This is a genomic window from Desulfatibacillum aliphaticivorans DSM 15576 (genome assembly GCF_000429905.1).
Classification (GTDB): Bacteria; Desulfobacterota; Desulfobacteria; order Desulfobacterales; family Desulfatibacillaceae; genus Desulfatibacillum; species Desulfatibacillum aliphaticivorans.
The window spans coordinates 263,991-289,936 of the sequence record NZ_AUCT01000006.1 but is presented as its reverse complement, the minus strand read 5'-3'; the positions used below and the strand labels follow the sequence as shown (position 1 = coordinate 289,936).

Annotated in this window: 23 protein-coding genes; 7 read left to right on the top strand and 16 right to left on the bottom strand. The window is 53.8% G+C overall.

Features of this window, described 5'->3' with window-relative positions; translation table 11 throughout:
- Positions 1 to 29: 29 nt before the first annotated feature.
- Positions 30 to 1,286, bottom strand: a complete 1,257-nt coding sequence (pseB, locus tag G491_RS29845; RefSeq protein WP_084511392.1) for a UDP-N-acetylglucosamine 4,6-dehydratase (inverting) — start codon at positions 1,284 to 1,286, stop codon at positions 30 to 32.
- A 462-nt stretch (positions 1,287 to 1,748) separates the two neighbouring features.
- Here pseB and G491_RS0107395 point away from each other — a divergent pair, with 462 nt between their 5' ends.
- Both G491_RS0107395 and flgM read left to right on the top strand, forming a co-directional pair.
- Positions 1,749 to 2,168 carry a DVU0524 family FlgM-associated protein gene (locus G491_RS0107395; protein WP_012609769.1) on the top strand — a complete coding sequence of 140 codons (420 nt, stop codon included), beginning with the start codon at positions 1,749 to 1,751 and terminating at the stop codon, positions 2,166 to 2,168.
- 17 nt (positions 2,169 to 2,185) lie between these two features.
- Positions 2,186 to 2,506 (top strand): flagellar biosynthesis anti-sigma factor FlgM, encoded by a 321-nt coding sequence (flgM, locus tag G491_RS29840; RefSeq protein ID WP_012609768.1) that lies wholly within the window; start codon positions 2,186 to 2,188, stop codon positions 2,504 to 2,506.
- Positions 2,507 to 2,654: 148 nt separating this feature from the next.
- Here the strand turns inward: flgM and G491_RS0107385 are convergent, their stop codons facing one another.
- Positions 2,655 to 4,025 (bottom strand): RING finger protein, encoded by a 1,371-nt coding sequence (locus G491_RS0107385; RefSeq protein ID WP_028314124.1) that lies wholly within the window; start codon positions 4,023 to 4,025, stop codon positions 2,655 to 2,657.
- A gap of 78 nt (positions 4,026 to 4,103) precedes the next feature.
- Positions 4,104 to 4,937, bottom strand: coding sequence for a hypothetical protein (locus G491_RS33520; protein ID WP_051327100.1), 834 nt, complete (start codon positions 4,935 to 4,937; stop codon positions 4,104 to 4,106).
- Positions 4,938 to 5,105: 168 nt separating this feature from the next.
- Between G491_RS33520 and G491_RS33515 the strand changes: the two genes are divergently transcribed.
- Positions 5,106 to 7,973: an SUMF1/EgtB/PvdO family nonheme iron enzyme gene (locus G491_RS33515; RefSeq protein ID WP_051327099.1), complete on the top strand. Its 2,868-nt coding sequence runs from the start codon at positions 5,106 to 5,108 to the stop codon at positions 7,971 to 7,973.
- Positions 7,974 to 7,979: 6 nt separating this feature from the next.
- Here the strand turns inward: G491_RS33515 and G491_RS0107370 are convergent, their stop codons facing one another.
- A complete protein-coding gene (locus G491_RS0107370) occupies positions 7,980 to 8,492 on the bottom strand; it encodes a chemotaxis protein CheD (RefSeq protein WP_012609764.1) in 513 nt (170 codons plus the stop codon).
- Positions 8,493 to 8,565: 73 nt separating this feature from the next.
- Complete coding sequence (locus G491_RS0107365; protein ID WP_028314123.1) at positions 8,566 to 9,390, bottom strand: amidohydrolase family protein; 825 nt, start codon at positions 9,388 to 9,390, stop codon at positions 8,566 to 8,568.
- 195 nt (positions 9,391 to 9,585) lie between these two features.
- On the opposite strand from G491_RS0107365, the gene G491_RS0107360 reads away from it, so the two are divergent.
- Genes G491_RS0107360 through G491_RS0107345 form a run of 4 tightly spaced genes read left to right on the top strand, consistent with a single transcriptional unit; the run spans position 9,586 to position 12,885 of the window.
- On the top strand, positions 9,586 to 9,846 hold the full coding sequence (locus G491_RS0107360; RefSeq protein WP_012609762.1) for a hypothetical protein: 261 nt from the start codon (positions 9,586 to 9,588) through the stop codon (positions 9,844 to 9,846).
- Positions 9,847 to 9,873: 27 nt separating this feature from the next.
- Positions 9,874 to 11,067, top strand: a complete 1,194-nt coding sequence (locus G491_RS0107355) for a phosphoglycerate kinase (RefSeq protein WP_012609761.1) — start codon at positions 9,874 to 9,876, stop codon at positions 11,065 to 11,067.
- A 39-nt stretch (positions 11,068 to 11,106) separates the two neighbouring features.
- Positions 11,107 to 11,811, top strand: a complete 705-nt coding sequence (locus G491_RS29825) for a TVP38/TMEM64 family protein (RefSeq protein ID WP_084511390.1) — start codon at positions 11,107 to 11,109, stop codon at positions 11,809 to 11,811.
- A gap of 45 nt (positions 11,812 to 11,856) precedes the next feature.
- Positions 11,857 to 12,885, top strand: coding sequence for a hypothetical protein (locus G491_RS0107345; protein WP_226992332.1), 1,029 nt, complete (start codon positions 11,857 to 11,859; stop codon positions 12,883 to 12,885).
- A 9-nt stretch (positions 12,886 to 12,894) separates the two neighbouring features.
- Here G491_RS0107345 and G491_RS0107340 read toward each other — a convergent pair whose 3' ends face one another.
- From G491_RS0107340 to G491_RS0107290, 11 genes are all read right to left on the bottom strand, one after another.
- On the bottom strand, positions 12,895 to 13,344 hold the full coding sequence (locus tag G491_RS0107340) for an N-acetyltransferase (RefSeq protein WP_028314121.1): 450 nt from the start codon (positions 13,342 to 13,344) through the stop codon (positions 12,895 to 12,897).
- 1 nt (position 13,345) lies between these two features.
- Positions 13,346 to 15,325 (bottom strand): penicillin-binding protein 1A, encoded by a 1,980-nt coding sequence (locus G491_RS29820; RefSeq protein ID WP_051327097.1) that lies wholly within the window; start codon positions 15,323 to 15,325, stop codon positions 13,346 to 13,348.
- Positions 15,325 to 15,996, bottom strand: a complete 672-nt coding sequence (locus G491_RS33510) for a CPBP family intramembrane glutamic endopeptidase (protein ID WP_028314120.1) — start codon at positions 15,994 to 15,996, stop codon at positions 15,325 to 15,327. The genes G491_RS29820 and G491_RS33510 overlap by 1 nt, the downstream gene beginning before the upstream one ends.
- The gene (locus G491_RS0107325) at positions 15,978 to 17,504 is read right to left on the bottom strand and encodes a HEAT repeat domain-containing protein (RefSeq protein ID WP_028314119.1); all 1,527 of its coding nucleotides are present in this window, start codon (positions 17,502 to 17,504) and stop codon (positions 15,978 to 15,980) included. The genes G491_RS33510 and G491_RS0107325 overlap by 19 nt, the downstream gene beginning before the upstream one ends.
- A 368-nt stretch (positions 17,505 to 17,872) precedes the next feature.
- Positions 17,873 to 19,702 carry an NAD-dependent malic enzyme gene (locus G491_RS0107320; protein ID WP_028314118.1) on the bottom strand — a complete coding sequence of 610 codons (1,830 nt, stop codon included), beginning with the start codon at positions 19,700 to 19,702 and terminating at the stop codon, positions 17,873 to 17,875.
- 262 nt (positions 19,703 to 19,964) lie between these two features.
- A complete protein-coding gene (dsrP, locus tag G491_RS0107315) occupies positions 19,965 to 21,131 on the bottom strand; it encodes a sulfate reduction electron transfer complex DsrMKJOP subunit DsrP (RefSeq protein WP_028314117.1) in 1,167 nt (388 codons plus the stop codon).
- Between the two features lie 7 nt (positions 21,132 to 21,138).
- Complete coding sequence (dsrO, locus tag G491_RS0107310) at positions 21,139 to 21,954, bottom strand: sulfate reduction electron transfer complex DsrMKJOP subunit DsrO (RefSeq protein WP_028314116.1); 816 nt, start codon at positions 21,952 to 21,954, stop codon at positions 21,139 to 21,141.
- 5 nt (positions 21,955 to 21,959) lie between these two features.
- Positions 21,960 to 22,352: a sulfate reduction electron transfer complex DsrMKJOP subunit DsrJ gene (gene dsrJ, locus G491_RS0107305; protein ID WP_028314115.1), complete on the bottom strand. Its 393-nt coding sequence runs from the start codon at positions 22,350 to 22,352 to the stop codon at positions 21,960 to 21,962.
- A gap of 1 nt (position 22,353) precedes the next feature.
- A complete protein-coding gene (gene dsrK / locus G491_RS0107300) occupies positions 22,354 to 23,973 on the bottom strand; it encodes a sulfate reduction electron transfer complex DsrMKJOP subunit DsrK (RefSeq protein ID WP_028314114.1) in 1,620 nt (539 codons plus the stop codon).
- A 1-nt stretch (position 23,974) separates the two neighbouring features.
- On the bottom strand, positions 23,975 to 25,060 hold the full coding sequence (gene dsrM, locus G491_RS0107295; RefSeq protein WP_028314113.1) for a sulfate reduction electron transfer complex DsrMKJOP subunit DsrM: 1,086 nt from the start codon (positions 25,058 to 25,060) through the stop codon (positions 23,975 to 23,977).
- A gap of 31 nt (positions 25,061 to 25,091) precedes the next feature.
- Positions 25,092 to 25,640 carry an RsbRD N-terminal domain-containing protein gene (locus G491_RS0107290; protein WP_051327096.1) on the bottom strand — a complete coding sequence of 183 codons (549 nt, stop codon included), beginning with the start codon at positions 25,638 to 25,640 and terminating at the stop codon, positions 25,092 to 25,094.
- Positions 25,641 to 25,946 lie beyond the last annotated feature (306 nt).

The following is a 25,946-nucleotide window of genomic DNA, read 5'->3' as shown; positions in this document are numbered from 1 at the left end:
TGCTTGCGCCCTTAAAGGCGCATAGGAGGTTAGCCGGCGCTCACCACGTCCTGCGGCGCGCACACGGGCACGGATAATTCATCCCGGATGATTTTTTTCAGGTCCTTTTCCGTCAGCCACTGGGCGTTGGTATTGCTGGAATACACAAAGCCTTCGGGAACCGCCTGACCGGAAGAGTAATCCCCCTTTTCCCACCAGGAAAGGGCCGGCATGATGACGTACATGCCTTTGTATGCGATGGTGTTGCGTCCGTCTTCCTCGGTGATCATGGACTCGTGGAGCTTTTCGCCCGGGCGGATTCCAATGAAGTCCACCTTGCAGCCGGGCGCCACCGCCTTGGCCAGGTCCATGACCTTCATGCTGGGGATGATTGGCACAAAAATCTCGCCGCCCTGCATGTGGGTGAGGCCGTTGACCACCAATTCCACAGCCCTGTCCAAAGTGATCCAAAAACGGGTCATGCGGCTGTCCGTGACGGTGACCTTGCCGGTCTTGGCTTGCTCCAGAAACAATGGGATGACGCTTCCGCGGCTGCCGATGACGTTTCCGTAGCGGACGCAGGAGAAACAGGTGCCTCGTTCGCCGGTGTAGGAATTGCCCTGGATAAAAATCTTTTCGGCGCAGAGTTTGGTGGCGCCGTAGAGGTTCACCGGGTTGACCGCCTTGTCCGTGGAAAGGGCCATGACTTTTTTGACGCCGGCGTCAATGGCGGCGTCGATGATGTTCTGCGCCCCTATAATATTGGTTTTGACCGCTTCCAGGGGATTGTATTCGCAGGCGGGGACCTGTTTAAGAGCCGCGGCGTGCACCACGATGTCCACCCCTTCCATGGCCCGGCGCATGCGTTCCTTGTCCCGAACGTCGCCGATGAAGTAGCGCAGCTTTTCCTCGCCGAACTCCCGGCGCATTTCATGTTGTTTAAGTTCATCCCGGGAATACACCCGGATTACCCGGGGATTGTACCTGGCCAGGATGGAACGGCAGAAATGCTTGCCAAAAGAGCCGGTGCCGCCGGTGACCAGGATGCACTGGTTATCCAGGTCCAGAGGCCCCTTGCCGCCCGAACCTTTGGACAACATTTGCTTGGTCTGACGGATGCTCTGGTTTTTTTTACGAATAAGATCCTTGATTTTAAGAAAATTTTTAAGGTCCCTGTCCGTATACCTTCTTTGCCCGCCGGGGGTGCGGACCGGCTTGATGAGGTCGGAAAATTCGGATTCCCAATACCTGACCGTGGATCTGGGAACATCCAATTTTTTACTCAACTCGTGAATTTTGTATTCCATTGCGTCACCATTCTTCTTTTGGCCCCGGCATGGAGCCAAGCCCCTTGCGGGCGGTTTTTAAGATGCCTTCGATGTCAAACCTTAGGTTCAACTTCGAGATTTACTTTGAAGTTTGGCTTTGCAATTGATGTGCCATGGTTGCGGGCTTTTTGAGGACCTGACGAAAAATTCCAGCCGCCGGCTTGGGTGTAAAAATTTCTTTATGGAAAATATATAACATGGTACAGTGTATGCAGATGGTTGGGACCCAAGTATTTGCGGTGGGAAAAAAAGGCACGTTCCGCCGGGGGGTATGCAAAGTCAATCCCTTAGTTTTGACAGGGCGACAAACTTTTGACGCCCAAACCCCAAGATACGGGATTTTTTAATCCTCGTCATTTTTTTCATGTTTCAGGAAAATTCTCATCTTTTTTCCTCAAGTTTTCTAAAGGGGTTCCGATGAGATGACTGAGGTGAAAGGAAATGACGATTAATACGTATCAAGTACATAACGTGTTGAGGGCATACGGCAGGCAGCTAAGCACAGGCAAGCGCCTGGCCCGCCAGACCGCCAAGGAGACTCCGGCGCCAGCGGATAAAATCACCATTTCCACAGAGGCCCGGAAGAAATCCGTTGTTGATAAAGTGACTTCGGATATCATCGACCGCATTTACCATGAGGGACCCAACGAAACCCTTGAAAAGGAAGTGTTCAAGGAGCTTGAGGATGAATTCGGGAATCCTCTCTCAATCGGACGCAAAGGCACGGAGATGGTCTTCAGGGCTATCGGAAAGCGGTTGGGAGAAGATATCCAGGATTTGTCGCAAGAGGATTCCGATCGGTTGAAAGCTCGACTGGAAGAGATCACTCGGGACAAGGTCCAGCAGAACATGCTTCAGTAGGTTATAGGGAGTCCGCCATGAAAGTAACAAGCAACAATTACGAGATAAGCAAGTATCTCAACGAAACAGCTACCAGGGAAAGCCAGAAAGCCGCAGAGACCGACGCCAAGTCCAATCAGACCCAGGCCGCTGGAGCGACGGGACAAGACGTGGTCGTCGAGTTGTCTCAAACATCCCAGGAGGTTCAGATGGCTCGCGAAGTGATCGAGCAACAGCCCGATATGCGGGAAGAAAAGGTAGCTGCGTTGAAAGCGCAGATGGAAAGCGGCTCTTACGAGGTAAATCCGGAGAAGATCGCCGAAAAAATGCTCCGTATGTTTATGGACGAAACCGGCTGATCAACCGCCTGGGAGTACGCTCCCGGAACATCGTCCATTAAAGATAAAACCACGGGCGACAAGCATGTTATTCCGCTTGCCGCCCGTGGTTTTTTTATTGACAGGCAAACTTCAGGCATACGCATATAAGTAATTGATTTAAATACATTTAGCTCTTTGATTTTCTGCGCCGCACCACCCGGCGCTTCTTTTTCTTGGGCGCCGCCTCCCCTGGACCGCCGGAAACCGGCTGCACATGGCTGCATGTGGCCCTTGGGCATTTGAGAATGGCGTGCCCTTCAATGGCCTGGGCCTCCACCAAAAAGGAGTTGCTGCATAACGGACAAGGTATATGATGGGGCTTTCCCCAACTGATGAACTGGCAGGACTTGGACGTGCAGGCAAAAAATATTTTACCCATGGAAGTTTGCTGTTCTTTGACTTTGCCCTCCCCGCACAGGGGGCAGGTCATGGCCAGGGCCTCCTCAAACTGGGCCACCCTTTCCATGATGTCCGCTTCATTCATCTCGGGCGGTTCGGACGGCTCCGGCTCCGGCTCCGGCTCCGGCTCCGTTTCAGGCTCCGGTTCGGGCTCCACATCTTCTATCGCCTCCGCCTCTTCAGGCTCAGCCGCTGCAGCTTCCAACTCCGCCGGAGGCTCGTCCTCCACGGGAGCTTCCTCGTCACGAGAAGCCTCCTTTTCAGCGGCGTCTTCCTCCGCAGGGAGTTGTTCTTCCTCAACTTCGGGTTGAACATCATCCTCTACATCCGGAGGGGTCTCCTCGGCTTCAACAACAGGAGTTGCGGCTTCTTCCTGAGCTTCCGGCGCAGGAACCTCTTGCGGCGGGGCATGGGGAGACTCTTCCATGGGAGGCGACGCCTCTTCCTGTTTTTGCACCGGCGTTGGAGCGCCGAAATTATCCAGGGAGTAAGAAGCAACTTCGTTCCGGCGTGCTGCGGCCGCCCGGGCGGCGCTGATCTTGCGAAGAGACGCCAGACGCTTTTTCGCCGCATCCTGTTCAGGAGGCTTGGCGGACGCCGCAGGCTTATCTTTTCTGGCGGACATCCCATGCATGGTCAAAGCCTGGTCAAACTGATCCACCGCGTGATCCAAACCTTTTCTGCCGGAGGTCACCTCCTGCACGGTCTGAATGAAATAGGCGACCAAAAGCATGCCGGGCATTTGAGGAAAAACCTTATTGAGGGCGCCGACCATAGTGAACACATCGCTGGAGGGCTCCAGGCCTCCGCCGTCAAGCGTCTGAAAATAACCCTTCTCCTCCAGGTGTCCCAGGCTTTCCCTTATGAAGTCCTGCGACTCCAGGCCGACTTCCGCCATTTCCTGGAAGAGGGTCGCTTTGGTGTGCAGTTTGGACGGATCGTCGTTGGAGTCTTCCTGCCGCTCTTCAAGCAAAGCCAGTGCAGTTATGGCTTCCAGCGTGAGAGGCAAACCCCTCAAACCTACCCGGGAGCCAATCAGGCGTTCACAATGGTTTTGCAAAACTTCATCGAATCTGGGCTTAACTTTTGTATAGTCCATTATCAATTTTCCGTTGAACCGTATGCAGCGCTCTGGTTTCGGGTAAAACCTCCAATAACATTCAATTATACTTTAGGATCAAATCATCCCCTGGCCCAACCCCTCCCCGCTATTGGCGCTTAATGCATCCATGGTCATTTCAGCCACATCAGGCAACCCGTCAAAGGGATCCTGAGACGAATCCGCAGCGCCCTCCAGCGCGTCCATGGTCATTTCAGAGACGTCGGGCAGGCCGTCCAGAGGATCGGAGTCGGCGGACGATGTATCCGTAAAATCCCCCAAGGCGTCGGCGGTCATTTCGGATACGTCAGGCAAACCGTCAAAGGGATCGGAGTCGGCGGACGATGTGTCCGTAACGTCCCCCAAGGCGTCGGCGGTCATTTCGGATACGTCAGGCAAACCGTCAAGGGGATCGGAGTCGGCGGAAGAGGCGTCAGAAACGTCCCCCAAGGCGTCGGCGGTCATTTCGGATACGTCAGGCAAACCGCCCAAAGGCCCCTGCTCGGATTCCTCCTCCGGCATTTCCTGAATCCGCTCTCCTTGGACGGGTAAGGCGTCTTGCTCGGCAACGGCTTCAGCTAAAGAAATTTCCTCCTCGGGAGTCTTTGGCGCGTCCTCCTTCCGGAGAACTTCGGCCGGAGTCCGGACGAAAATACATCGCCCGTCCCTGTCCAAAAGCACTGACAGGACAACTTTTACTTCAAAATTCAGCTGGTAGGCCACCTGGTTGTCGTGGACCACAAGGTCTCCGCCCGAGAATTCCAGATCGTCGGTGATTTCCAAGTGGTGCCGGCGGCGGATCATTTCCTGGAGAACGCTCCAATCCAGGTCGGCGGTGATGGAGTCCATAAGATCCTTTTCACCGGTTTTAATGGCCTGAATCCCAGCTACGGTTTCTCCTTTATTTGACACGATATGCACTCCAATGCTTTGCACGTGATCGCCCAGAGGGCCTGAAATTAATTTAAGATTAGCTTCTTACGGAGTTTTAAGCAAAAACTATTCCAAAACGCACGGAATTTGCATAGCCTTTTTCATAAGCATGCTGCAATTTCCAATAAAGGAGCTCAAAATAGGTTTATGGACGCCAATATTAGCCGTGAAATCATTGAAAAGGCCGTAGACGAACTGGCCTATCGCAATAAAAAGGCGCTCAAATACCTTTTGTTGGACTCAATTCTCCGCAGATACCCGGAAGATCCTTCCCTCTCCCTGGATGAGAAAATTTCCGCGGACGATCTTATTCGTGAAGTGTGGGATACAGGCGGAGACCCGCAAGCCATTGCCAACCGCCGGAAAAACTTCAACAGCATCAAGTCGGCCATCAATTCCGACTTAAAACGTTTATATAAGGAAGGGAAAAACCCCAGCGGCGTCATCATCGGCCCGGAAAACAACTTCATTATGTCCGATGAAGCCCGGGAAGCCCTCCTTGCCACTCTGGCCCAGACCGCCGGAAACGGCAGCCTGTCCGCCTTGGATCAACTGGCCCAAATGATGAACACGCTCAAGCAGATTCTTTCCGACGAAGACATCATAGATTCCAACAACCCGGACGACGCCCTTTCACAAATCCATCGTCTGCTTAAAGGCATTTCGGAAAAGCTGGGGATTGATCAGGAAGTCGAGGACGCGAGGGAAGGCGTTGCAGTCCGACAAGCGAAAGAAGGGGAAGATGCAGAACTCATAGCGTCCCCGGAGGCCGATGGCGCTGGAAAGGGAGGCCATGCGGAGGCTGAGGGAGAAGCCCTTTTGAGCGATGGCGGAGTATCGGACGAAGACGTGGAGATCGTGGAAGAGGAATGGGATGACGAAGAGGACGTGGAACTGATTGAAGATGATGAAGAGCTGGAAGATTTGGATGAGGAGAATGTAGAGGAATTAGAGGAATTAGAGGACGAAATCATCGAAGATGAACTTGTTGAGGATTCTGAAGAAATAGAAGAAGTTGATTCCAGAGAAGGAGAAGGCGCAAGCGAAGTTGAAGATGCGGCCGGAAAGGACGGTGCGGCCGAAGAGGACATAGATGGAGAGAGCCTGGAATTCGTCGAATTGGACGAGGACGTAGAACTGATTGACGAGGAAACTTTGGAGGAAGAGGAATCGGAGGACCTTGAAGACGAAGAGGATATTGCAAAAGACGTGGAGGAAATTGGGGATGACGGGGGTGACGGGGGTGACGAAGAGGGAGATGGCCTGGAAGAAGAGGATGGAGACGGTTTGGGAGAAGGGGAAACTGGCGACGAGGATCTTGAAATCGTCGAACTGGACCAGGATGAGGAACTGGTTGACGAGGAAACTTTGGGGGAAGACGAACCGGAGGATCTTGAAGACAAAGAGGATATTGTAAAAGACGTGGAGGAAATTGGGGATGACGGGGCCGGCGAAGAGGGAGATGGCCCGGAAGAGGAGGATGGAGACGGTTTGGGAGAAGAGGAGGCGGGCGACGAGGATCTTGAAATCGTCGAATTGGACGAGGATGAGGAGCTGGAAGTTGAAGATGTGGAAGAAGGGGAAGGGGAAGGGGACGAAGGGGAGGAAGTTGGCGAACCTGATGCAGATCTGAAACTTGAAAATTTGGATGACGACGTAGAAATCATCGATGCTGATGATTTGGAGTATGAAGACATTGAGGAAGTGTCGGAATCAATTGAAGATGATGATGTAACAATAGTGGAACTGGATGACGATGAGGAAGATTTGAAGGAGGAAGCCGCTCTTGATGATGATGTGGAGGTTGTGGACGCCCCGGAAGACGATTTTGAGGAAATTGATGAGCTGGAAGATGACGCGGATATCGTAGAAGATGAAATTGATGAAGATGTTGAGGAATTGGAAGATGATTTGGAAGACGTTGAGTTGATGGACGCTAATGAGGAGTTGGAGGAAGTGGAAGAGGCGTTGTCTGACGAGGAAGGCGAGCCTGCAGAAGAAGACGAATTCGGCGACGGCGATTTGGAGGAAGAGGACGAAGAGGAATATGAAGAAGTAGGCCTTTTGGACGATGACGAGGAACTGGAAATCCTGGACGACGACATGGAGCTGGAAGAGGTGGAGGAAGCGCCTAAGCAAGGGTCTGTGGAGCCTACCATGGGCGCTCTGGGCGCGGACGATTCCCTGGAAGTGGAGGAGGATAAGGCCCGCGTCCTCGCCGAACAGTTCGACGGCTTTTTAGGCAGTATGGAAAAGGCCTACAATCAATATTTGCTCATCCCTGAAGGCAGGTATGTTGTGGGTTGCAAATCGCCGGGCAAAGGGGATCGTCCCAGGCAAAAAATTGAAATGCCGCCTTTTTATATGGGCAAATTCCCCGTCACCAACGCCTTGTTTGAAATCTTTGTGGAAAAAACCGGGTACATCACTACGGCTGAAGAAAAAGGCTACAGCATGGTCTATAAAAGCCGGTTCGAAAGAATCACCGATCCGCGCACCGGCAAAACCCATGTCCGGTACAATCAGTCCCGCAGTTGCGAAAAGGTGGAAGGCGCCAACTGGTATCAACCCCTGGGACCGGGCAGCACTCTATATCGAAAAAGAAACCACCCCGTGGTTCAGGTCAGCCGCCGGGACGCCATAGCCTTCGCCGCCTGGACTGGGAAAAAACTGCCTGGCGAGGACGAATGGGAAGCCGCAGCCCGCACCCAAAAGGGTTTGATTTATCCTTGGGGAAGCGAGTGGGAGGAAGGCAGGGCCAACACGGAGGAGGCCAAAATCGGCGACACCTGCCCTGTGGAGCATTTGTCCAACACCAATGCATTAAACATTTCCGGCATGGCGGGAAATATATTGGAATGGACCGCCGACCTGGCGGATTCTGACAAGTCTGAATTCTTTGTGGTGAAAGGCTCGTCGTGGATTTCGTCGCCCCCCGCCCCTTTATACGCCCGGACTTTCTGCAAGGGGTCCGAAACCTCCAATATTTTAGGATTCAGATGCGTGGCGATTTGATGGGTTTCACCGCTCCCCTTCATAAGGATACCAGTCCGAAGGCCTGAGACGCTCCACCTTCATGACCGCGGTTTCGTTCTTCTCGGAATGAAAAACCAACTTCCGCCCTTTTTCCCCGCCCACGTCCTCGGACACCACCTTGACGCCCTTTTTCTTCAAAACCATCCGGGCCAGTTCCACGTTTTCCTCGCCCACGTCTTCCTGGCTGTATTCCGGATTAAAGGCCCCGCCGAAAATCTGGGCCTCCAGATGGCGTATTTTGGAGCCCGCGTCCACCATCATGTTGATAAGGGTGGGAATGGCCACATTGCCGTAATGGGCGGTGGCCTGGCCGGGGTCGGCGATCCTGGGGTATTTAAAGTGGCTCATGCCGCCCACGCGGCGTTTTTTATCAAAAAGGCTCACAGCCACACAGGTTCCCAGCACCGTGGAAATCAGGGTGGGTTTGCTGGGAACGAAAATATACGCAGGCTTGAGAAAATAATCAGCTTCGGCCGGTATGTTGTTTGCCCCGGTCACGGCGCACCTCTTTGTCCGTTTAACGTTGCTTTGTTAAATGCATCCGGCGTAGCCCTCCGCCGAAAAGGTTCATTTACTGGGGCAAAAGCCCCACGCCGTTTTCCCAGAACACCTTATCGTAAAACTCTTGGGAGAGTTTCATTTCCAGCATGGCGTCGATTTCCCCTTCCCTGGGAAGGATAAGGTTGGGAAAATCAGATCCGTATAGGATCCGGTTTTTATACTTTTCCAGTTTTTCGGGACCTTGGTCGTAACGGACGTTGTCCCATGGTAAAAAGGAGAACGCCGTGTCCAGCATCAAATTTTCATGCTTATCCAAAAGGTCCATGAAGCCTTTGAACTCCAGGCCGCCCATATGGGGAACCGTGACCGGCAGGTCCGGATATCTTTCCAGAACATTCAAAAAATATTCCAGTCCCACGCAATCGTTGGCTACTGGCCCCGTTCCTATGTGCATGAGCAGGCGTTTGCCTTTTTCCATGATGAGCTCGTACAGGTCAAAAAGCCGCGGATCATGGGGAAAAAAATCCGTCACCAAAAACTGGAGCTTTATCCCCAAAACCTTAGGATGGCTCAGTATGTCCCGGGCCGAGGCGATGCAGCCTTCGTCCCCAGGATGAAAGGCAGCCAGGCAATACAGGTCGTCGTACTCGTCCAGGACCTTGGCGTTCCACTCGTTCAGAGATTTAGCCACGCCCGGCTTGTGGGCGTAATTGCAGTACACGATTTTTTCTACGTTGCGCTCCCGCAGGTAATCAATGCACTCCCGGTAATAAAGCTGGTGAATCACCTTCCAGTCGTAATCATGCTCGAACTGCCGCCAAATCGCTTCAAACAATTTGTCGGGGAACAAATGGACATGAAAATCAATGATTTTTTCAGGAATTCTTGGGTTCATTCCGTTAATGCTATGATCCTTTTAAGATATTAAAATCCAGGGGGTGTTCCACCATGAAAGCCAGTATGAACGGGCTTGTTCATTTGGTCAAGGGCAAACAAAAATATTTCAAAAGTGCATTTCGGTAGTTGTTAAAAAATCACAAATATGTTAATAACTTGTAATTGTTCAAATGAACCAGGACGGATACGGCGTATGACATTTCCAAAGTGCTTCGGGGATTTGCAAAAAGTCTTCCCAATGGGGGAGGACGGACTTAGGTCGTCGCCGGATGAATGCCTTGCCTGCCAGTGCAAGACGGATTGCCTTCGATACGCCCTGGCCGGGACGGACGGGACGGCGGTGCATGAGGAGCAGGTGGACAAGGTTTATAATTCGGGGAATATGGGATTTTTAGAGCGGTGGTCCAAAAGAAAAACCCTGCACCGGGCGAAATCAAAAAGAAAAAACAAATAAAAAGATAAGAAAGTCGGAGCGGAAGCCATGCTGAACATGAGGGACGTGGATATTTCAGGGAAGCGCGTTTTAATTCGAGTTGACGTTAATGTGCCTTTGGACGCCAATTTAAACATTACGGACGACACCCGTATCCGCGCAGTATTGCCGTCAATCAATTACGCTTTGGACGAGGGCGCCAAAGTGATCATCGCCTCGCACATGGGGAGGCCCAAGGGACAAGTTGTTCCGGAGCTCAGCATGGCGCCGGTGGCCAAACGTTTTAAGCGTTTGCTGAAAAAAGAAGTGGAATTGGCGCCGGACAGCGTAGGCCCGGAAGTCAAGGCCATGGTGGAAAAAATGAAGGACGGCGACGTCATCATGCTGGAAAACCTGCGTTTCCACCAAGCGGAAATTGACAATGACGACGCATTCGCCAAGGAACTGGCGTCTTTGTGCGACGTTTATATAAATAATGCATTCGCCGTGGCTCATAGGAAAAACGCCTCCGTGGTGGCCATCACCCGGCATGCACCGGTTTGCGCGGCGGGCTTTTTGCTCCAAAGCGAGTTGAACTATTTCGCCAAGGCCATGAACGATCCGGCCAGGCCCCTGGTGGCCATTATCGGCGGCGCCAAGGTTTCCAGCAAATTGGGCGCCCTGCATCATATGCTCCAGCATGTGGACAAATTCGTGGTGGGCGGCGCCATGGCCTCCACCTTTCTGAAAAGCGTGGATTACAACGTGGGCAAGTCCAAGGTGGAAGACGACCTGTTGTGGGAAGCCCGCTCCCTGATGAAAAGAGCGACCATGCAGGGCACGGCCTTTTACATCCCGGTGGACGCCGTTGTGGCGGACCGTTTCTCCCCCGATGCGGAAAGCAAAATCGTGCCTATCCGTGAAATTCCGCCCGAATGGATGATCATGGACATCGGCCCGGCCACGGCCCTTTTGTATTCCGAGGTTCTCGCCAGCGCCAAAACCATCATATGGAACGGCCCCATGGGCGTGTTTGAAATGGATGCATTCAGCCGGGGCACCATGTCCATGGTGAATTACGTGGCCAATTCCTATGCATTGTCCATCATAGGCGGCGGCGATACGGACGTGGCCATTCACAAGGCCGGCGAAACGCACAGAATCACGTACATTTCCACGGGCGGCGGCGCCTTCCTTGCTCTTATGGAGGGCAAAACCCTGCCGGCTGTTGCGGCTTTGGAAAGGCATCAGGCAAAAATTTAAACGGAAGAGACATAGCGAAATAAAAGGCCTAAAAGGCTCATGGAGACACCGCCCCCAAAAATTAGAACCAGGATCGCCGTGGCAGCCCTGGTTCTATTGGGGATTGGAGCAGCGCTGGAACTATATTACGGCGGCTTAGGGGCGAGATTGGGAAGCCTGGCCGGGCTCATGCGGGAAAAGGAAAACATGAGCAGGTTTATGGAGTCCCTGGGACCGAGCGCTCCCTTTTACTTTATCGGCATACAAGCGGCCCAGGTTGTTTTGGCGCCTATCCCAGGAGAGGCCACGGGCTTTGCAGGCGGATATTTATTCGGAATATTTCCAGGATTCATTTTCGCCACCCTGGGCCTTACCATCGGCTCGGTTATCAATTTTTTTCTGGGAAGATTTTTCGGCCGTAAGTACTTAAAATTTTTTATATCCGAAAAAAGCCTGGAGAAGTTTCGAGACTTATTGAGACGCCAGGGAGTTGTGGTGGGCTTCCTCTTGTTTTTGATTCCCGGCTTCCCCAAAGACGTCCTGTGCCTGATCGTCGGGCTGGGTTCCATGCCGTTGACCGTCTTTCTGGTCATCAGCACCTTGGGGCGCATGCCTGGCACATTGCTCCTGGCCATCCAGGGCGCCAGCGTGTACGAAGCCCATTATACGCTTTTTGCAATAGTTGCAGGGGTTACGGTTTTGATCGGGGCGGCGGCCGCCCTTAACAAGAAACGGATTTATAAATTTTTGGAAAGGTTTAAATAGGAGGCCTGTCAATTGTCACACTGGATGAGCAGAGATGAGCTGAGCATGCAGAACAGGCTCCGGAGGTCTCATTACGAGGTCCTCCGGGATGAACTGGACCAGTACGTTTTGGATTACGCCCTTACAGGGTCTTACAAAGCGTTCAAGGCCGCGGGCGTCCCCTATCCTTTTGTTGAAAAGAGGGAGTTAAAGCCAAGGGCGCGCATTCCCCAAGAGGAATACGGGGAGCAAAAAGCCTTTTTAATCCTTTTTGTGGAGGACAGCGTTCCCTCCATCTATAAGAAATACATCCGTTTTTTTGACGTCAATAAGACGACCAAGGCCAACTTGTTTAAAAACAAGGCCATCCCCCTGTCCAGCCATTTTGACAGAAATTTGAAGTATTTTGAGTCCCGTAAGTTTTTCGACCTCATGGAGTGGCTGCTGCCCGTGGACTACGCCCTGCTTATCCAAAGGGAACCGGCATCCAAAACCCGTGACCGGTTCAGCCTTTCGCATTTTCATGTGCGCGTGGACTGGCCCATTGCGGACGCGGCCGAAGATCTTGCCAGGCGTTTACGTTATATTTCCAAGGAATTGTACGAAAAAGGGGAATCCTACGCCGAAGACCTGCAAAAGAAATTCTTCGAATATTACTCCATGCCGGTCATGGCAGGGGGCCGAAGGACTGCGGCCATTGTGGCGGCCCAATTTTTGAGAAAGCTCCCTTGCATCTCCACCATATACGCAGGAAGCAGCGAAACCCGGGCCACCATCCGCATTTCGGAAAAAGACATTTCCAAATGCATCCTCATGAAGTTGAACGCCGAGGAAATGGAGCGGATCGCCCAGGAAAACCTCCTGTCCCTGACCACCTTTAAAAAGAATTATCTGGTCGCCAGGGAAGGCAACTCAGGCGTGGCCATATTTCAGGCAACCTACGTCCACACCAGCCAGGCCAGCCCGCCGGAAGACGGCAAATTGCGTGAGCTTAAGCCGGACCTCCATTGGCTGCGGGTGGAAAGCCAGCATTTACTTCCCAGGCCCGGGGTGTTTAAATTCGCGCCCTTGCCTTACCCCATTATTTACAGCTAATGAGCCCGCCTATATATGGCGCAGCATGGCTATTTCGTCGCAATCCGGGAACTTGACGCAGTTGATGCAATCGGCCCAGATTTTTTGAGGAAGCTCGCTTTTATCGACCACTGCAAAACCGTGAAGTTCAAAAAACTGCGGCACGTAGGTAAGGGTGAACAACTTTTTAATCTTAAATTTCAGGGCCTCTTCCATGCTGAACTCCAGCAGATGAGACCCTATTTTTTTGTGCTGATGCTCCGGCTTAACCGCCAAAGACCGGATTTCCGCCATGTCCTCCCAGCAAATCTGCAGGCCGCAGCAGCCAATCACATCCTCGCCTTCCGCGTACACGCAAAAGTCGCGTACGTGGTCGTACAAGGCCATGAGAGAGCGGGGCAAGAGCGTTCCCTGAGCGGAAAAAATCTGTAAAATCCGATGTATCTGTTTCATATCAGCCACGGTGGCTTTACGTATCATGTTAGTTCTCCAGAAATTTTTCAGGCAGCCTGGGCTCAGGCGCCCCTTTCCGGGGCTCGGTTCCTTTTATAAACAAGGCCTGCACCCCATGCCCCGGCGAGGTCGGTTTGCCCGACACCGGGTCTATAAAAACCGAGATTACCCCATCCGGGCGCGGAAAGTAAACAACGGAGCGATCCTTCATTGCATTTTTCATGAAATCCACCCAGATGGGCAAGGCGGCCTGCGACCCGGTTTCGGTCCGGCCTATGGAAGCGCCGTCGTCCCGGCCCACCCAGACGCCTGTTGCAAACTCCGGGGTAAAGCCTATAAACAGGGCGTCCTTGCACTGGGATGAGGTGCCGGTCTTGCCGGCCACAGGACCGGGCACGACTTGGGCTGCTTTGCCGCTCCCTTCCTTGACCACCGCTTCCAGCATATCCACAATAACGGCCGCATCCTGTTCGGCGACGGCGATCTTTTGTTCGTGCCTGGGCCTGTATATGACCTGGCCTGACCGGTCTATGGCTTCCAGCACGGAATTGGGCTCGTTCCACTTTCCGCCGTTGGCGAAAGCGGCGTAAGCGGCCGTCAATTCCAGGAGCGTGACTTCCGAACTGCCCAGGGAAAGGGACAGATAAGGCTTTAATTCAGAATGAATTCCCAGACTTTTGGCCTTTTCGATCACCCGTGTGGGGGACAACGCGTAAATCAAACGCGCCGCCGGGATATTCCGGGAATAAGCCAAGGCCCTGCGGAAGCAGATCTCTCCCTGAAAATTGCCCGAGTAATTTTCCGGCTTCCACTCAGCGGTTTCCCTGCTTTTGGGAAAAACCACTTCTTCGTCCATGACCAGGGTGCTCTGGGTCAGGCCTTCTTCCAGACCGGCGGCGATCACAAAGGGCTTGAACGAAGACCCCGGCTGCCTTTTGGCCATGACGGCCCGGTCGTACTGGCTGTCGCCAAAGTCCACCCCACCCACATGGGCCAGGATTTCCCCGGTTTTGACGTTCAGGCAGATCAAGCCGGCGTTAACCTCCCCGGGCGCCAGCCCTTCCCTTTCCTGAACCACTTCCACGCCCTTTCTTACGGCCTGCTCCGCAAATTTCTGGAGGCGGTAATTTAATGAGGTGTGGATTTCCAGCCCCCCCTGGTACAAAAGACTCTCGCCAAGCTCCTCGCCAAGCTGCTTCCGCAGTTGGGCGGTGAAATACGGAGCCTTATCCTTTCCTGACCGGGATGCCGCGACCACAGGCTCGCTCACCGCCTGCTCATATTGCTCCTGCGTTATGTCGCCCACATCCAGCATTTGCTTTAAGACCACGTTCCGCCGCCACTTGGCTTTTTCCTTGTTGGCCAAAGGCGAGTAGGCGGAAGGCGCTTTGGGCATGCCGGCGATCAAGGCGCACTCGGCCAGGGTCAATTCGTCCAGTTCCTTGCCGAAAAACCTGCGCCCGGCCTCCTGCACCCCAAAGGCGCCGCTGCCGAAAGGAATCTTGTTCAGATAAAGCTCCAGGATTTCGTCCTTGGTGTAGCGGCGCTCCAACTGCAGGGCCAGAACGGCTTCCTTCAGCTTGCGGGTGAGGGTTTTCTCCGGGCTGAGAAAATGGTTCTTGGCCGTCTGCTGGGTGATGGTGCTGGCGCCCTCCCTGGCCCGGAGCGCCTTGATGTTCCGGAAAACCGCCCGCATGAGGCCTTTCACGTCCACGCCAAAGTGGTCGTAAAAATTCCGGTCCTCCGTTGCGATGATCGCCTGCCGGATAGCTATGGGAATTGTCTCCAAAGGGGCCGGGTCGCGCCGTTCCTGATACCATTGGTCCAGGACCACGCCGTCCGAGGAATATACGCGGGTAATGCTTAACGGCTTATTGCTTTGAAGATCTTGAATTTCCGGCAGGTCATGCATCAGGCCGAAGTACAACGCTATCCCCGAGCCTGCAATGGCCCCCAATAATATGGTCAGGGCCAAAGGCAGCCATTTTTTAATCCTGGATTTTGCCATCAGACTCCTAAAGTCTTGCCTAAAACCCCCAAGCCGGCCATGGCCAGGTTGCCGGACATATGGATCATGAGAGGAACCAGGAGGCTTTTCTCCCTTTCGTATGCATAGGCGAAAACAAGGCCTCCCACGGTTTGGGTGACGGGGAGGCCAGCCGATAGATTGTGGCTGATTACAAACAAAGCCGTGCTGCCGATTATTGCGGTCCACGCGCCCCACTGTCTTAGAAAGCCGAATAACAAGCCGCGATAGAAAACCTCTTCGGCAATGGGGCCAATTACGCCGGCGCCCAGAATATAGGCCAGGGCCGGCCAAAAAGTATGGGGAACCGGGTTGCCAAACAAGGACAAGGGATTCCTATCCATAAAAAAATAGACGGCGACCATGCCCGCCCCAGCCAAAGCGGCGAAGCCCAGACACCAGATGCAGCCTCTTATCAATCCCTTTTTCCAGGTGGAGGGCCCAAGGCCGAGACATGAGGCTCCTGCCCCCATTTTCACCACAATGAATATGATAAGCGCTGTTTGGACCATACGCAAGCCGAGCATGGCCCAAATCGCCGCCTGCCGAGACTCGGGCGCAACATAGGCAAACAAGACCTCGCACAGAATAACCGCGACTACAGCCGTAAAAACAGCCTTAACATCAATGGATTTTATATCCGTTGTCTCCATCCCAACCTTCTCAAAGCGTTATATGCGTATAGCTGCACATAATAATGATCCGAATTTTTCACGATATCCTCAAGATAGCCCGAGGGCCTGTCCCACGGCCTGCGGCCCAGAGCCCAGATCGCCTGACAGCGCACATTGGGCGAGGGATCTTTCAACAGAACCAGCAAGTCCTTTAGGCTTTCCTTGTCCTGATTATGGGCCAAAACCCTGGCCAACCAATAGCGCTCCGCCACCTTGGGGCTATGGAGCAAATCATCATAGACGGCGTGTTCGCGGATGTTTAAATCCTTACGCATATAATTCCGCAGACCGGCCAAACGCTCCCTGGAAGAAGACGATTCCAGCAATTCCTTAGGTGGCTTGCCTTCTTTCCCTTGATGCGCGAAATAGGCCAGTTGAGCATACAGGGTCAGGCCGATGACCATCCAGACGGCCGCGGTCAGCGCCGCGCCTTTTTTTCTGCCCAGCCATATGGAAGCTATTCCGGCCATGATGCTGAACAAAAAGGTGTAGATCCCCATGGGAAGCCCCAGCAAGAGGCTTGAATACACCGTGCTGCGGAAGTTCTTCTGCAGGTCGCATTGATCCGCCAGGGCTTCCAAATGCTTCCCTGGAGCGTGCAAGAACTCTTTGTATGCAAGATTTTCTATTTTCCGGCCGCGCCAGCCTTCAAGGGTTAACGAATCGTCCTTGTTCTTTCCGTAAGTTATGACGATGTCCGCCGCATTTTGATCTTCCACAACAAAATAGTAAGCGGCCAGCAGCTTGTTATATAAAACAGTCCTCTTTTTAGACTCGGGATTCCCGGACAAATAGACCGTACGCATGGCCCTTTTGTCCAGGGGTTTAAAGGTGCGTGCGGCGTACAATGTGTAGTCGTAGTAAAAATCGTTCACCGCCAGACCGGGCTTGTTATTCAGCAAAATGGCGTCCCGCAGATCCACGAAAGGATCTTTGGAAGATTGAAAAGCCCAGAGCAGGCCCAGGATCACCACCGGCAGGACGAAAAAGAATTGCGGCGCCCAGCCTCGGGAAGGCTGCCGCCTCAAAAGGAAGTTACGCCTCCACATGATCGCCGCCGGCGCCGGTGGGATCAGGATGAAAAAGGCGGTTTGCTGCCAGCAGCCCCAATTAGCGTTGAGAAAAAAGAAATACGCCCAAAACAAAAGGAAAATGCAAAGGCCGACCCAAATTCGCTGTATTTTGCCGCAAAGCATGCCCACGGCCATAAAAACCAGGGAAAGCCCGACGCCCAGGGTAAACGTATAAAACACGGCGGAAAGAAAAGCGGTTTTGAATTCCAGCAGCAAGGGCTGGACGATTTTGTTCGGGACGACCAAGTATCCCTGGGAATTTAGAACCTGGAGAATGGCGTGATACTCCTGGTTGGAAGCATAAATCCACAAGGCGGCGATAATATGGCATACGGCCATACCCGCAAGCAGAGCGACAGGCGGGCTTAGAAGCCAGGGAATCCTGTTTTCAAGAATTTCGGAATCAGACGTCAACGCCGCCCCCCTCTCAAGGCAGATTGGATGGAGTTAGAAGAATACAATTCATAGACAAAAGCCGCAAACCCGGTAATATCCCAAAAAGACGCTGGATCCCCGTTTCCGCCATTACGTCATGATGATTGCAAAACTACCGCAATCATCCCGCCTCCATGGCTGCACGGGGATGACGGCTGTTTTCAGGCTTGATTATGTTGGGTTTCGCAAGCTCAACCCAACCTACATTTTAGCCATAAAGACAGTAGGTTGGGTTAAGAAGGCCGGTTCAAAAGATTCGTCTTCCGTAAAAGATCATGGACTTCGAACCCAACAAAAAGTCGCCTGTAACCCAGCTTGTCGCCGCCCCTGCAGAAAATAACATCCTTCTATTTTGCAGGTTCACCCTTATCACAATCCTGGCTTCCCACATAGTCCATATATGTGGGGATGTACATGAGGGATGCAATGTGGGTTTCCAGGCTGCTTGGCCTGGGATGGGTGGCCAGGCCCTGGTCATAGGCCACTCCCGCCACGGCCGAAGCGATCTCCAGGGAAACCTCCCGGATGCGGGTGAGGGGCGGCAGCAGCATGCCCTGGTCCTGCTCTTCAGGGGTAACCAGACCGGACAACACCCTGGCGGCCGCCAGAAACATTTCGTCCGTTACCTTGCGGGACCAACAGGCCATGCACCCCATGCCCACGCCGGGAAAGATGTACACGTTGTTGCCCTGGGCGGGGAAGCGCTTTTCGCCCGCATAGGTGAAGGGCTTGAACGGGCTGCCGCTGGCGAACACGGCCCGGCCGTCGGTCCACTTGCAGGCGTCTTCAGCCGTGCACTCAGCTTTGGTAGTGGGGTTGGACAGGGGAAAGACAATGGGCTTTTCGTTATAATCCGCCATGCGCTCCAGGATTTCCTTGGTGAACATTTTGCCCTGGCCCGAAACCCCGATAATGGCCGTGGGCCTGACGGATTCCACAGCCTCCAGCAGGCTGGACGCGGGGGCGTGGTCATGGGCGAATTCCCTTTTGTGGGCGTTCAGATTATTGCGGCTTTTAACCACCAGACCTTTGGAATCCACAAACCAGCAGCATTGACGCGCTTTTTCCTCGCTGACGCCCTCGTCGACCAGAGCGGAAACGATCAGGTTGGCAGCGCCCATCCCGGCCTCTCCGGCGCCCAGAAAAAGGAATTTCTGGTCCGCCATGCTGCCGCCCGTATAGCGCAGGGCGGAGTAGATGCAGGCCAGGGCCACAGCGGCCGTGCCCTGGATGTCGTCGTTAAAGCACAGGACTTCGTCCCGGTACTTGTCCAAAAGCCGGAATGCGTTGGCGTTGGAAAAATCCTCAAACTGAATCAGGCACCGAGGGAACACCTGCTGCACGGCGACTATAAACTCCTCCAGAAGCTCGTCATATGCGTCGCCCCGCAGCCTGTTCTGGGTCAAACCAAAGTAAAGAGGATCTTCCAGCAATTCCTTGTTTTCCGTACCCACGTCAATGGTCACGGGCAGGCTCAGGGAAGGGTGAATCCCTGCGCAGGCCGAATACAAGGCCAGCTTGCCCACCGGGATGCCCATGCCGTCGGCGCCCAGGTCTCCCAGGCCCAGGATGCGTTCGCCGTCGGTCACCACGATGAGGCGCACGTCCTTTTGGGGCCAGTTGCGCAGGACGTCGGCCACCCTGCCCTTGTCCTCGGCGCTGATATAAATGCCCCGGGAGCGCCTGAATATGTGGGCGTACTCCTGACAGGCCAGGCCCACGGTAGGCGTGTACACCACGGGCATAAGCTCTTCGATGTTCTCCATCAAGACCCGGTAATACAGGGTCTTGTTCCGGTCCGACAGGCTGTTTAAATACACGTATTTATCCAGGTCGTTTTCGATTTTACGCAGGTTTTCCAAGATGCGCATGACCTGGGCCTCCATGGTGTGCACCCGGGGCGGCAAAAGCCCGTTCAGGCCCAAAAGCTCCCGCTCCTCTTTGGTAAAGGCCGTGCCCTTGTTTAAAAAAGGATCGCGAAGAATGGCGGCGCCATGGGGGATGTTTTCCAAACGCCTCATTTTTTCCAGGCAGTCGGCGGAATTGGAAAAGGCGCTTTTTCGTAAAATGGAACGCAGATTGATGTGGCCTAAAAACTGGGAGAGAGCGTCGTTATCCACCAGATCCTGGGGGAAGCGGATGACCATTTCCTGGCCTTCGAATTGGACCTTATACATGGTAAAAACCCCTTGTAAGGATTTAATTCCAGGCGGCTGCATCATACGGCCGACCTGAAAACCCGCGCCTCCCCCATTTGAACCTTCGGCGCAATTATTCATATTTCAAGGCCCTTGAACGAAACGGGGTTCATTCCAATCAAAAGAATGAACCCTGGATAATGTAACACAGTTGCATCAGCTTTGTTAAGCGTTCTTTAAATAAAACGGGGCTCATCCTCATGGATGAACCCCGTTTGTTTTTTCAATCAAGCGGAATAACTTAGTGGGCAGCGTCGCCTACTTCCGCTTTCACGCCGATGGCGATTTTGTACAGCACGGTGACGATCAGAGCGCCGACCGCGTACACGCCTACGGAGATCACCAGCTCGTTCAATGTGGGAGCGTACTCGTTCACATGCTCAAGCGGGTTGGGGATAAAGCCAGCCACGACCAGAGCCACGCCTTTTTCCAACCAAGTGGAAAGCACCAGCATGATCAGGGCGGGAATGAGCAGGTTGTAGTTGTTGCGGAACTTGGGCGGAATCAGCAGGATCAAAACAATCACCGCTAAAATCACCGAAGCCCACATGACAGGCACCAGGGCGTGTCCTCCGTGCAGTCCTGCAAACAGATAAATGAGTGCGTGCATATGGCCCGGAACCTGGCTGTAAAAAGCCGTAAAAAGTTCCAGAAGCAGGAAGAACACGTTCAGGATCATGGCGTAAGTAATGATGACCGCCAGGGATTTGATGGCCTTGTCGCCTGCGTCAAAAGAAGTGAACCTCCTGAGGAAGAACACGATCAACAGCAGGATGGCCGGTCCGGCGCAGAAAGCGCCGGCCAGGAATCGAGGCGCCATGATGGCGGTGAGCCAAAAATGGCGGCCCGGCAGGCCTGCATACAAGAAAGCTGTAACGGTATGGATGCTGACAGCAAAAGGAATGGACAGATAGATAAGAACCTTGACCCACTTTTGATAGTGGATGCCTTTCCTTTCGTTTTGGAGCACCGTCCAGCCGATGATAATGTTCAGGAACATGTAGGTGTTCAAGACCACCATGTCCCAAAAGAGGACGGAATTGGGAGTGGGGAAGATGATCATGTTCATCATGCGCATGGGCTGACCAAGGTCAACCAATACGAACAGGAGGCACATGGTAATCGCGCCCACAGCCATGAATTCGCCGAGGATGGTGATTTTGCCAAAGGCTTTGTGGTCGTGCAGGTAATAAGGCATGACCAGCATAACGCCAGAGGCCGCCACACCCACCAGATAGGTGAGCTGTGCGATGTAGAATCCCCAGGAAACGTCGCGGCTAAGGCCCGTCAGAGTCAGACCTTCGTTGAACTGACGGAGATAAGCCCCGAATCCCACGGCTATCAATAACAGAAGAAATCCGATCCATCCCCAGTATTTGCTGTCTCCGGTTAACGCCTTTTCAAGCATAATTACCTCACACTATATAGTAAACTTGGGGTTGAGTTCCAACTTCGGGTTTCCGCCTGATGGTGTAATTGTTGCGCAGCACCTTGCGGATTTCCGATTCCGGATCGTTCATGTCTCCGAAAACCAGTTCGCCGTTTTCACAGGCTTCCACGCAATGGGGCTGCAGGCCCTTGTCCAGCTGCTCCGCACAGAAGTTGCATTTTTCCACGACGCCCTTCATCCTGGTGGGGAATTCGGGATTGATTTCCAAACTGGCAATCCTGGGGTCCTTGAAGTTGAAGCTACGGGACCCGTAAGGGCACGCCGCCATGCAGAAACGGCAGCCGATGCAACGGTGGAAGTCCATGATGACGATGCCGTCGTCGCGCTGAAAGGTGGCCTTGGTGGGGCACACGCGCACGCAGGCGGGGTTTTCGCACTGGTTGCAAAGAACCAGGACTTCATTCTGGGTCACCTTGGGGGGCAGATGTTCGTTCATCTGTCCGGGGAAGGCGTTTTCGAATTCCTCTTCCCAGATCCACTTGATTTCGTCTTTGTTGTATTTGTCCCCTTTTTTCCTCAAAGGATGCAGGGGGATGTTATGAGCGTGGTTGCAGGCATGGATCATTTTTTCCATGGATTCCGCGGTCAGCTTGCGGGTGTCCACGACCATTGCCCATCTGGCGTTCTTTTTGGCTTCCGGATAAGGGGCCGCTCCCTTGGGGCCGAGCAACAGCTCCTTGGCGGAATCCAGCAAGTTCGCCTCCGCCGCCGTGGCCCCGGCCGCCACGCCTATGGTAGCGACGCCTGCAGCCTTCAGGAAGTGTCTTCTATCGCTTTTCATGACTCTTATCCCTCCTTCGGCGGTTCGATATGGCAGTCCCAGCAGAAGGGGTCGACTGCGGCGTAGGTATGACACCTGTCGCAGAACTCTGCCTTGTTAGAATGGCATTCCATGCACGTGTTGGACAGGCTCATTTCGTAGAGCTGGCCGTCGATGCCGGGGGCCGTGTGGTTGGAGTCCCTCACGACGGAGTCGCGCCACAGGTCCAGCACCTGCATATGATTCGATTGCATGTTTTCACGCACGCACACGGGATTTCCCATGCTCTTGATGGCCGGGGTGTCCAGGCTCGGCTGGGGAACAGCCGGAGCGCCGCCGCCCACGTTCAGAATGAACGGAGAGGCGAACAGGGCCACAAAGATGACAAGTCCGGTGATGATTTTACCTGAATCGTACATCCTATTCATCCTCCATTCCGGCAAGCGGCTCAAAACGAAGGTCTTCGGTGCGCTCTTTCTCGCCGTCTAGAATAAGAGCGTTTCCTACCAGTTCGTGGACGCCGGCGACCTGAACTCCAGGCACCCAGTAATCCATCAAGGGAGGCAGGGCGGCGCGGTCGATAGCGCAGACGCAGGCAACCGTGTTGACCCCATGTTTCTCATGGACGTGCTTCACTGCGTTGGCCCTGGGCATGCCGCCGCGGAACCTAAGCTCCAAATCCTCGCCGGCGTTGAGGCCGGACCCGCTGCCGCAGCAGAAGGTTTGCTCCCGGATGGTTCCTTCGGGCATTTCATAGAAATGGTTGCACATTTCCTTGATGATGTACCTGGGTTCTTCCAAAAGCCCCATGCCCCGGGAGGGGTTGCAGGAGTCGTGGAAAGTCAGATTGTAGTTGTCGTTCCTGGTTTTGTCGAATTTGAGCTTGTTGTGCCTCAGGAGGTCGGCCGTGAACTCAGTGATGTGGATCATCTTGGTGGACGCGGCGTTCTGGAACACCGTACCCGTGATGGGGCTCTTGGGAACTTCCAGATGGTCCGCGGGACCGTTCATGGTGTCCATGTACTGATGGATCACGCGCCACATGTGGCCGCACTCGCCGCCTATGATGTACTTGACGCCAAGGCGTTTGGCTTCCATGTACATTTTGGCGTTGAGGCGCTTCATCATCTCGTGGGAGGTGAAAAAGCCGAAGTTGCCGCCTTCGGAAGCGTAGGTGCTCCAGGTGATGTCCAGACCCATGCTTTCCAGGTAATGGAAAAGAATCAGGTATCCCATGGCGGTGTATGTGCCGGGGTCGGCGAATACGTCGCCGGAAGGCGTGATGAACAGAATTTCGGCGCCCTTCCTGTTGAAGGAAGGATTGCACCTGACGCCCGTGACGTCTTCGACTTCGTCTACGAAAAAGTCGATCATGTCTTTAAAGGCGTGAGGCTGGATGCCCAAGTGGTTTCCTGTGCGGTAGCAGTTGGAAACCGGAGTGGCGATCCAGTCGATATTCAGGCCCAGGAGGTTCAGCAGCTCCCGGCCGATGATGGTGATTTCCGCGGTGTCAATGCCGTAGGGGCAAAACACGCTGCAACGGCGGCATTCCGTGCATTGGAAGAAGTAGGTCCACCATTCTTTGAGGACCGTCTCCGTCAGCTTGCGGGCGCCGACCATTTTGCCGAGCAGCTTGCCGGCCAGGGTGTATTCCTTGCGGTATACGGACCGGAGCAGTTCAGCGCGGAGCACGGGCATATTTTTGGGATCGCCGGAGCCGATGAAAAAGTGGCATTTATCGGCGCAGGCGCCGCAGCGCACGCACACGTCCATAAAAAGCTGGAGAGAGCGGAACTTGTGAAGGCGTTCGTGCAGGCCTTCCAGGACGATTTCCATCCAGTTTTCAGGCAGATGCCAGTCTTCTTCAATGGGATCCCAATCCCTGCCATAGGGCATGCTTAAAATGTTAAGGGGCTTGGCCTTAGCAGAGTAGCAATACATGCCCGGTCTTATAACCGCCGGCGTATCCATCCACCCCGTTTTCGGCGGAGTGTGGTTGATCGCGGCCATTTCTTCTACCTTCGGGACTTCGTCAGCCATGTTACTCCTTCTCCTCTGGCGCAGCCGCCTCTTGGGTTTCTTCCAAAGTCTTCTCCACGGGCAGGCCCGCTTCGATCATCCTTTCCCTGAACTCATCTTCATAATGCTCGTAGGTATGAACCTTGACCGGGTAGTTCCAGGGGTTGACGTGCCTGAATTCCCGGGAATTGCACAGCAGGTTTCTGGTGGGGCTCAGGAAGATGCCGCCCATGTGCATGAGCTTGGACATGGGGAAGTACGCCAACAGCACGCTCACCAGAAAGATGTGGAGATAAAACATCCAGCCTATGGCCAATGCTTTTTCTCCGATCCCCACAAAATCGAAATTCAGCATGGACATGATCAGGGCCTTTACGGCCACAATGTCCACCTTGATCACGTGACGCATCAGGATGCCGCTGGCGGCGATGCTGATGATCAGCAGCAGGGGAAAGTAATCCTGGATCAGGGACACGTAACGAACCTGGGCGTTGGTCAGGCGCCTGAGCAGCAGCATGGTGGCCGCGCCAAGCAGAACAAAGCCGGAGATCAGCACATGGGGCAGACCCAGTTGCAGAAAGCCGTCCAGGTGTTCCAGGAACATCACGCCCTGAAATACCACGGAGCCGTCTTCAGTGAAAAAACGGAAGTGACGAATAAACACAGTCAGGAAGGCGTAATGAAAAGCCAGGGCGAAAACCCACAGCCACATCTGCCATCCGTAAGCCAGTTTGGGACCGTCGTGCAGTTCCATTTTTGTGTTGCGGAACAGGGACCTGAAAGTCAAAACTTCCAGTGCCATCCTTCCAACCACCCCCGCTTTGGTATAAGGCGCGTCAAAATAACTGGCCTTAATCCAGGGAAGGGATTTGCCCTGCCCTGCCACCGTGGCGATGGGAAACGGAACAGGACGGCGTCCCCACTTCACTACCTGAAGAATGACTCCTACGATGAACGCGATAAAAGCGAGCAACGGCACAACCACGCCCAAGAGCACTAAAAGCTCCGGAGTGTGGGAGTACTGGGCCAAACCGGCGACGCCGGCCGCGCCCACTACGAGCCCGCCAATCACGATCAGAGAAGCGATGAGGGAAATCCAAACGTTCATTTACCGTTACCTCTCTTCCACCTCTTTAACATTAGTTAACAGTTTCCCCGTCAGGATCGTCCGGAATTTCCGAAAGATCGCAAACAAGGTTCGCCCTTTTCATGGCCTTGTAGGACAGGTTGCGCACCTCGTTGACCCTTATTCGGTTCAACCTTTCCCGGCATTCCATAAACACGTCAAAACCCGCAAGGGCTATGGCGTCGATCTTGGAATCAAGGGCGGACCAATCGGGCCTCTCCTCCAGGTTGGACAGGTCCTTGCCAACCTGCTCCCGGATCACTCCCTTGAGCTCAAACAAAAAACCGACCGCGTTCGACGGCGAAAAATCCTGTACAGCCCGGACTTTCATGGAATCCTCCAGCAATTCCACCGCTTTTTCCCGTACGTCGCCCTCCCCCAGAAGCAAATCAAGCAGGCTTTCCAGCCCCTTTTTCAAAGTGCTGCCCACAGGATTTGCGAACGGGTCCTTTTTATGCTTGAACAACCGGTAGGCATCCGGCGAATAAGTGGACAGAACCCGGTCCTGCCACTTGTCAAGGATGCGTCCCTGCCTTTTTTCTATAATATCAAATAGATCCAACTGAATACCTGCTCTCGCCCGCTTTATACCTCCGGGCTTTTATTGAAAATTTGGTCGCCGAACCCAGGCCGTGCGCGGGAAAACCTGAAGTTCCTCCCCGTCTCCCCTTGTCAACGCGGTTCGGCGCCTTATCTTATCAAAAAGGGCGCGTAACTCCTTATTTTACGCCCGCTTCCGACAAGATGCGCCCCGGAATATCACTCGCAAAAGCGCGTCTTTTTCGAAAAGGAACAATGGCTTCAGGCGTCCCCGCCGCCCAAAACCAACCGGCTGATATGACAATGCATATTTGACCTGTACAGTCCG

Excerpts from the sequence above, each read along its gene's own strand:
- dsrK (WP_028314114.1), bottom strand. The coding sequence starts at position 23,973 with ATGGCTGACGAAGTCCCGAAGGTAGAAGAAATGGCCGCGATCAACCAC.
- G491_RS33510 (WP_028314120.1), bottom strand. The coding sequence starts at position 15,996 with ATGGAGACAACGGATATAAAATCCATTGATGTTAAGGCTGTTTTTACG.
- G491_RS0107340 (WP_028314121.1), bottom strand. The coding sequence starts at position 13,344 with ATGATACGTAAAGCCACCGTGGCTGATATGAAACAGATACATCGGATT.
- G491_RS29825 (WP_084511390.1), top strand. The coding sequence starts at position 11,107 with ATGGAGACACCGCCCCCAAAAATTAGAACCAGGATCGCCGTGGCAGCC.
- G491_RS33515 (WP_051327099.1), top strand. The coding sequence starts at position 5,106 with ATGGACGCCAATATTAGCCGTGAAATCATTGAAAAGGCCGTAGACGAA.
- dsrJ (WP_028314115.1), bottom strand. The coding sequence starts at position 22,352 with ATGTACGATTCAGGTAAAATCATCACCGGACTTGTCATCTTTGTGGCC.
- dsrM (WP_028314113.1), bottom strand. The coding sequence starts at position 25,060 with ATGAACGTTTGGATTTCCCTCATCGCTTCTCTGATCGTGATTGGCGGG.
- G491_RS29820 (WP_051327097.1), bottom strand. The coding sequence starts at position 15,325 with ATGGCAAAATCCAGGATTAAAAAATGGCTGCCTTTGGCCCTGACCATA.
- G491_RS0107365 (WP_028314123.1), bottom strand. The coding sequence starts at position 9,390 with ATGAACCCAAGAATTCCTGAAAAAATCATTGATTTTCATGTCCATTTG.
- G491_RS0107360 (WP_012609762.1), top strand. The coding sequence starts at position 9,586 with ATGACATTTCCAAAGTGCTTCGGGGATTTGCAAAAAGTCTTCCCAATG.
- G491_RS0107320 (WP_028314118.1), bottom strand. The coding sequence starts at position 19,702 with ATGTATAAGGTCCAATTCGAAGGCCAGGAAATGGTCATCCGCTTCCCC.
- pseB (WP_084511392.1), bottom strand. The coding sequence starts at position 1,286 with ATGGAATACAAAATTCACGAGTTGAGTAAAAAATTGGATGTTCCCAGA.
- G491_RS0107385 (WP_028314124.1), bottom strand. The coding sequence starts at position 4,025 with ATGGACTATACAAAAGTTAAGCCCAGATTCGATGAAGTTTTGCAAAAC.
- dsrO (WP_028314116.1), bottom strand. The coding sequence starts at position 21,954 with ATGAAAAGCGATAGAAGACACTTCCTGAAGGCTGCAGGCGTCGCTACC.
- dsrP (WP_028314117.1), bottom strand. The coding sequence starts at position 21,131 with ATGCTTGAAAAGGCGTTAACCGGAGACAGCAAATACTGGGGATGGATC.
- G491_RS0107395 (WP_012609769.1), top strand. The coding sequence starts at position 1,749 with ATGACGATTAATACGTATCAAGTACATAACGTGTTGAGGGCATACGGC.
- flgM (WP_012609768.1), top strand. The coding sequence starts at position 2,186 with ATGAAAGTAACAAGCAACAATTACGAGATAAGCAAGTATCTCAACGAA.
- G491_RS0107355 (WP_012609761.1), top strand. The coding sequence starts at position 9,874 with ATGCTGAACATGAGGGACGTGGATATTTCAGGGAAGCGCGTTTTAATT.
- G491_RS0107345 (WP_226992332.1), top strand. The coding sequence starts at position 11,857 with ATGCAGAACAGGCTCCGGAGGTCTCATTACGAGGTCCTCCGGGATGAA.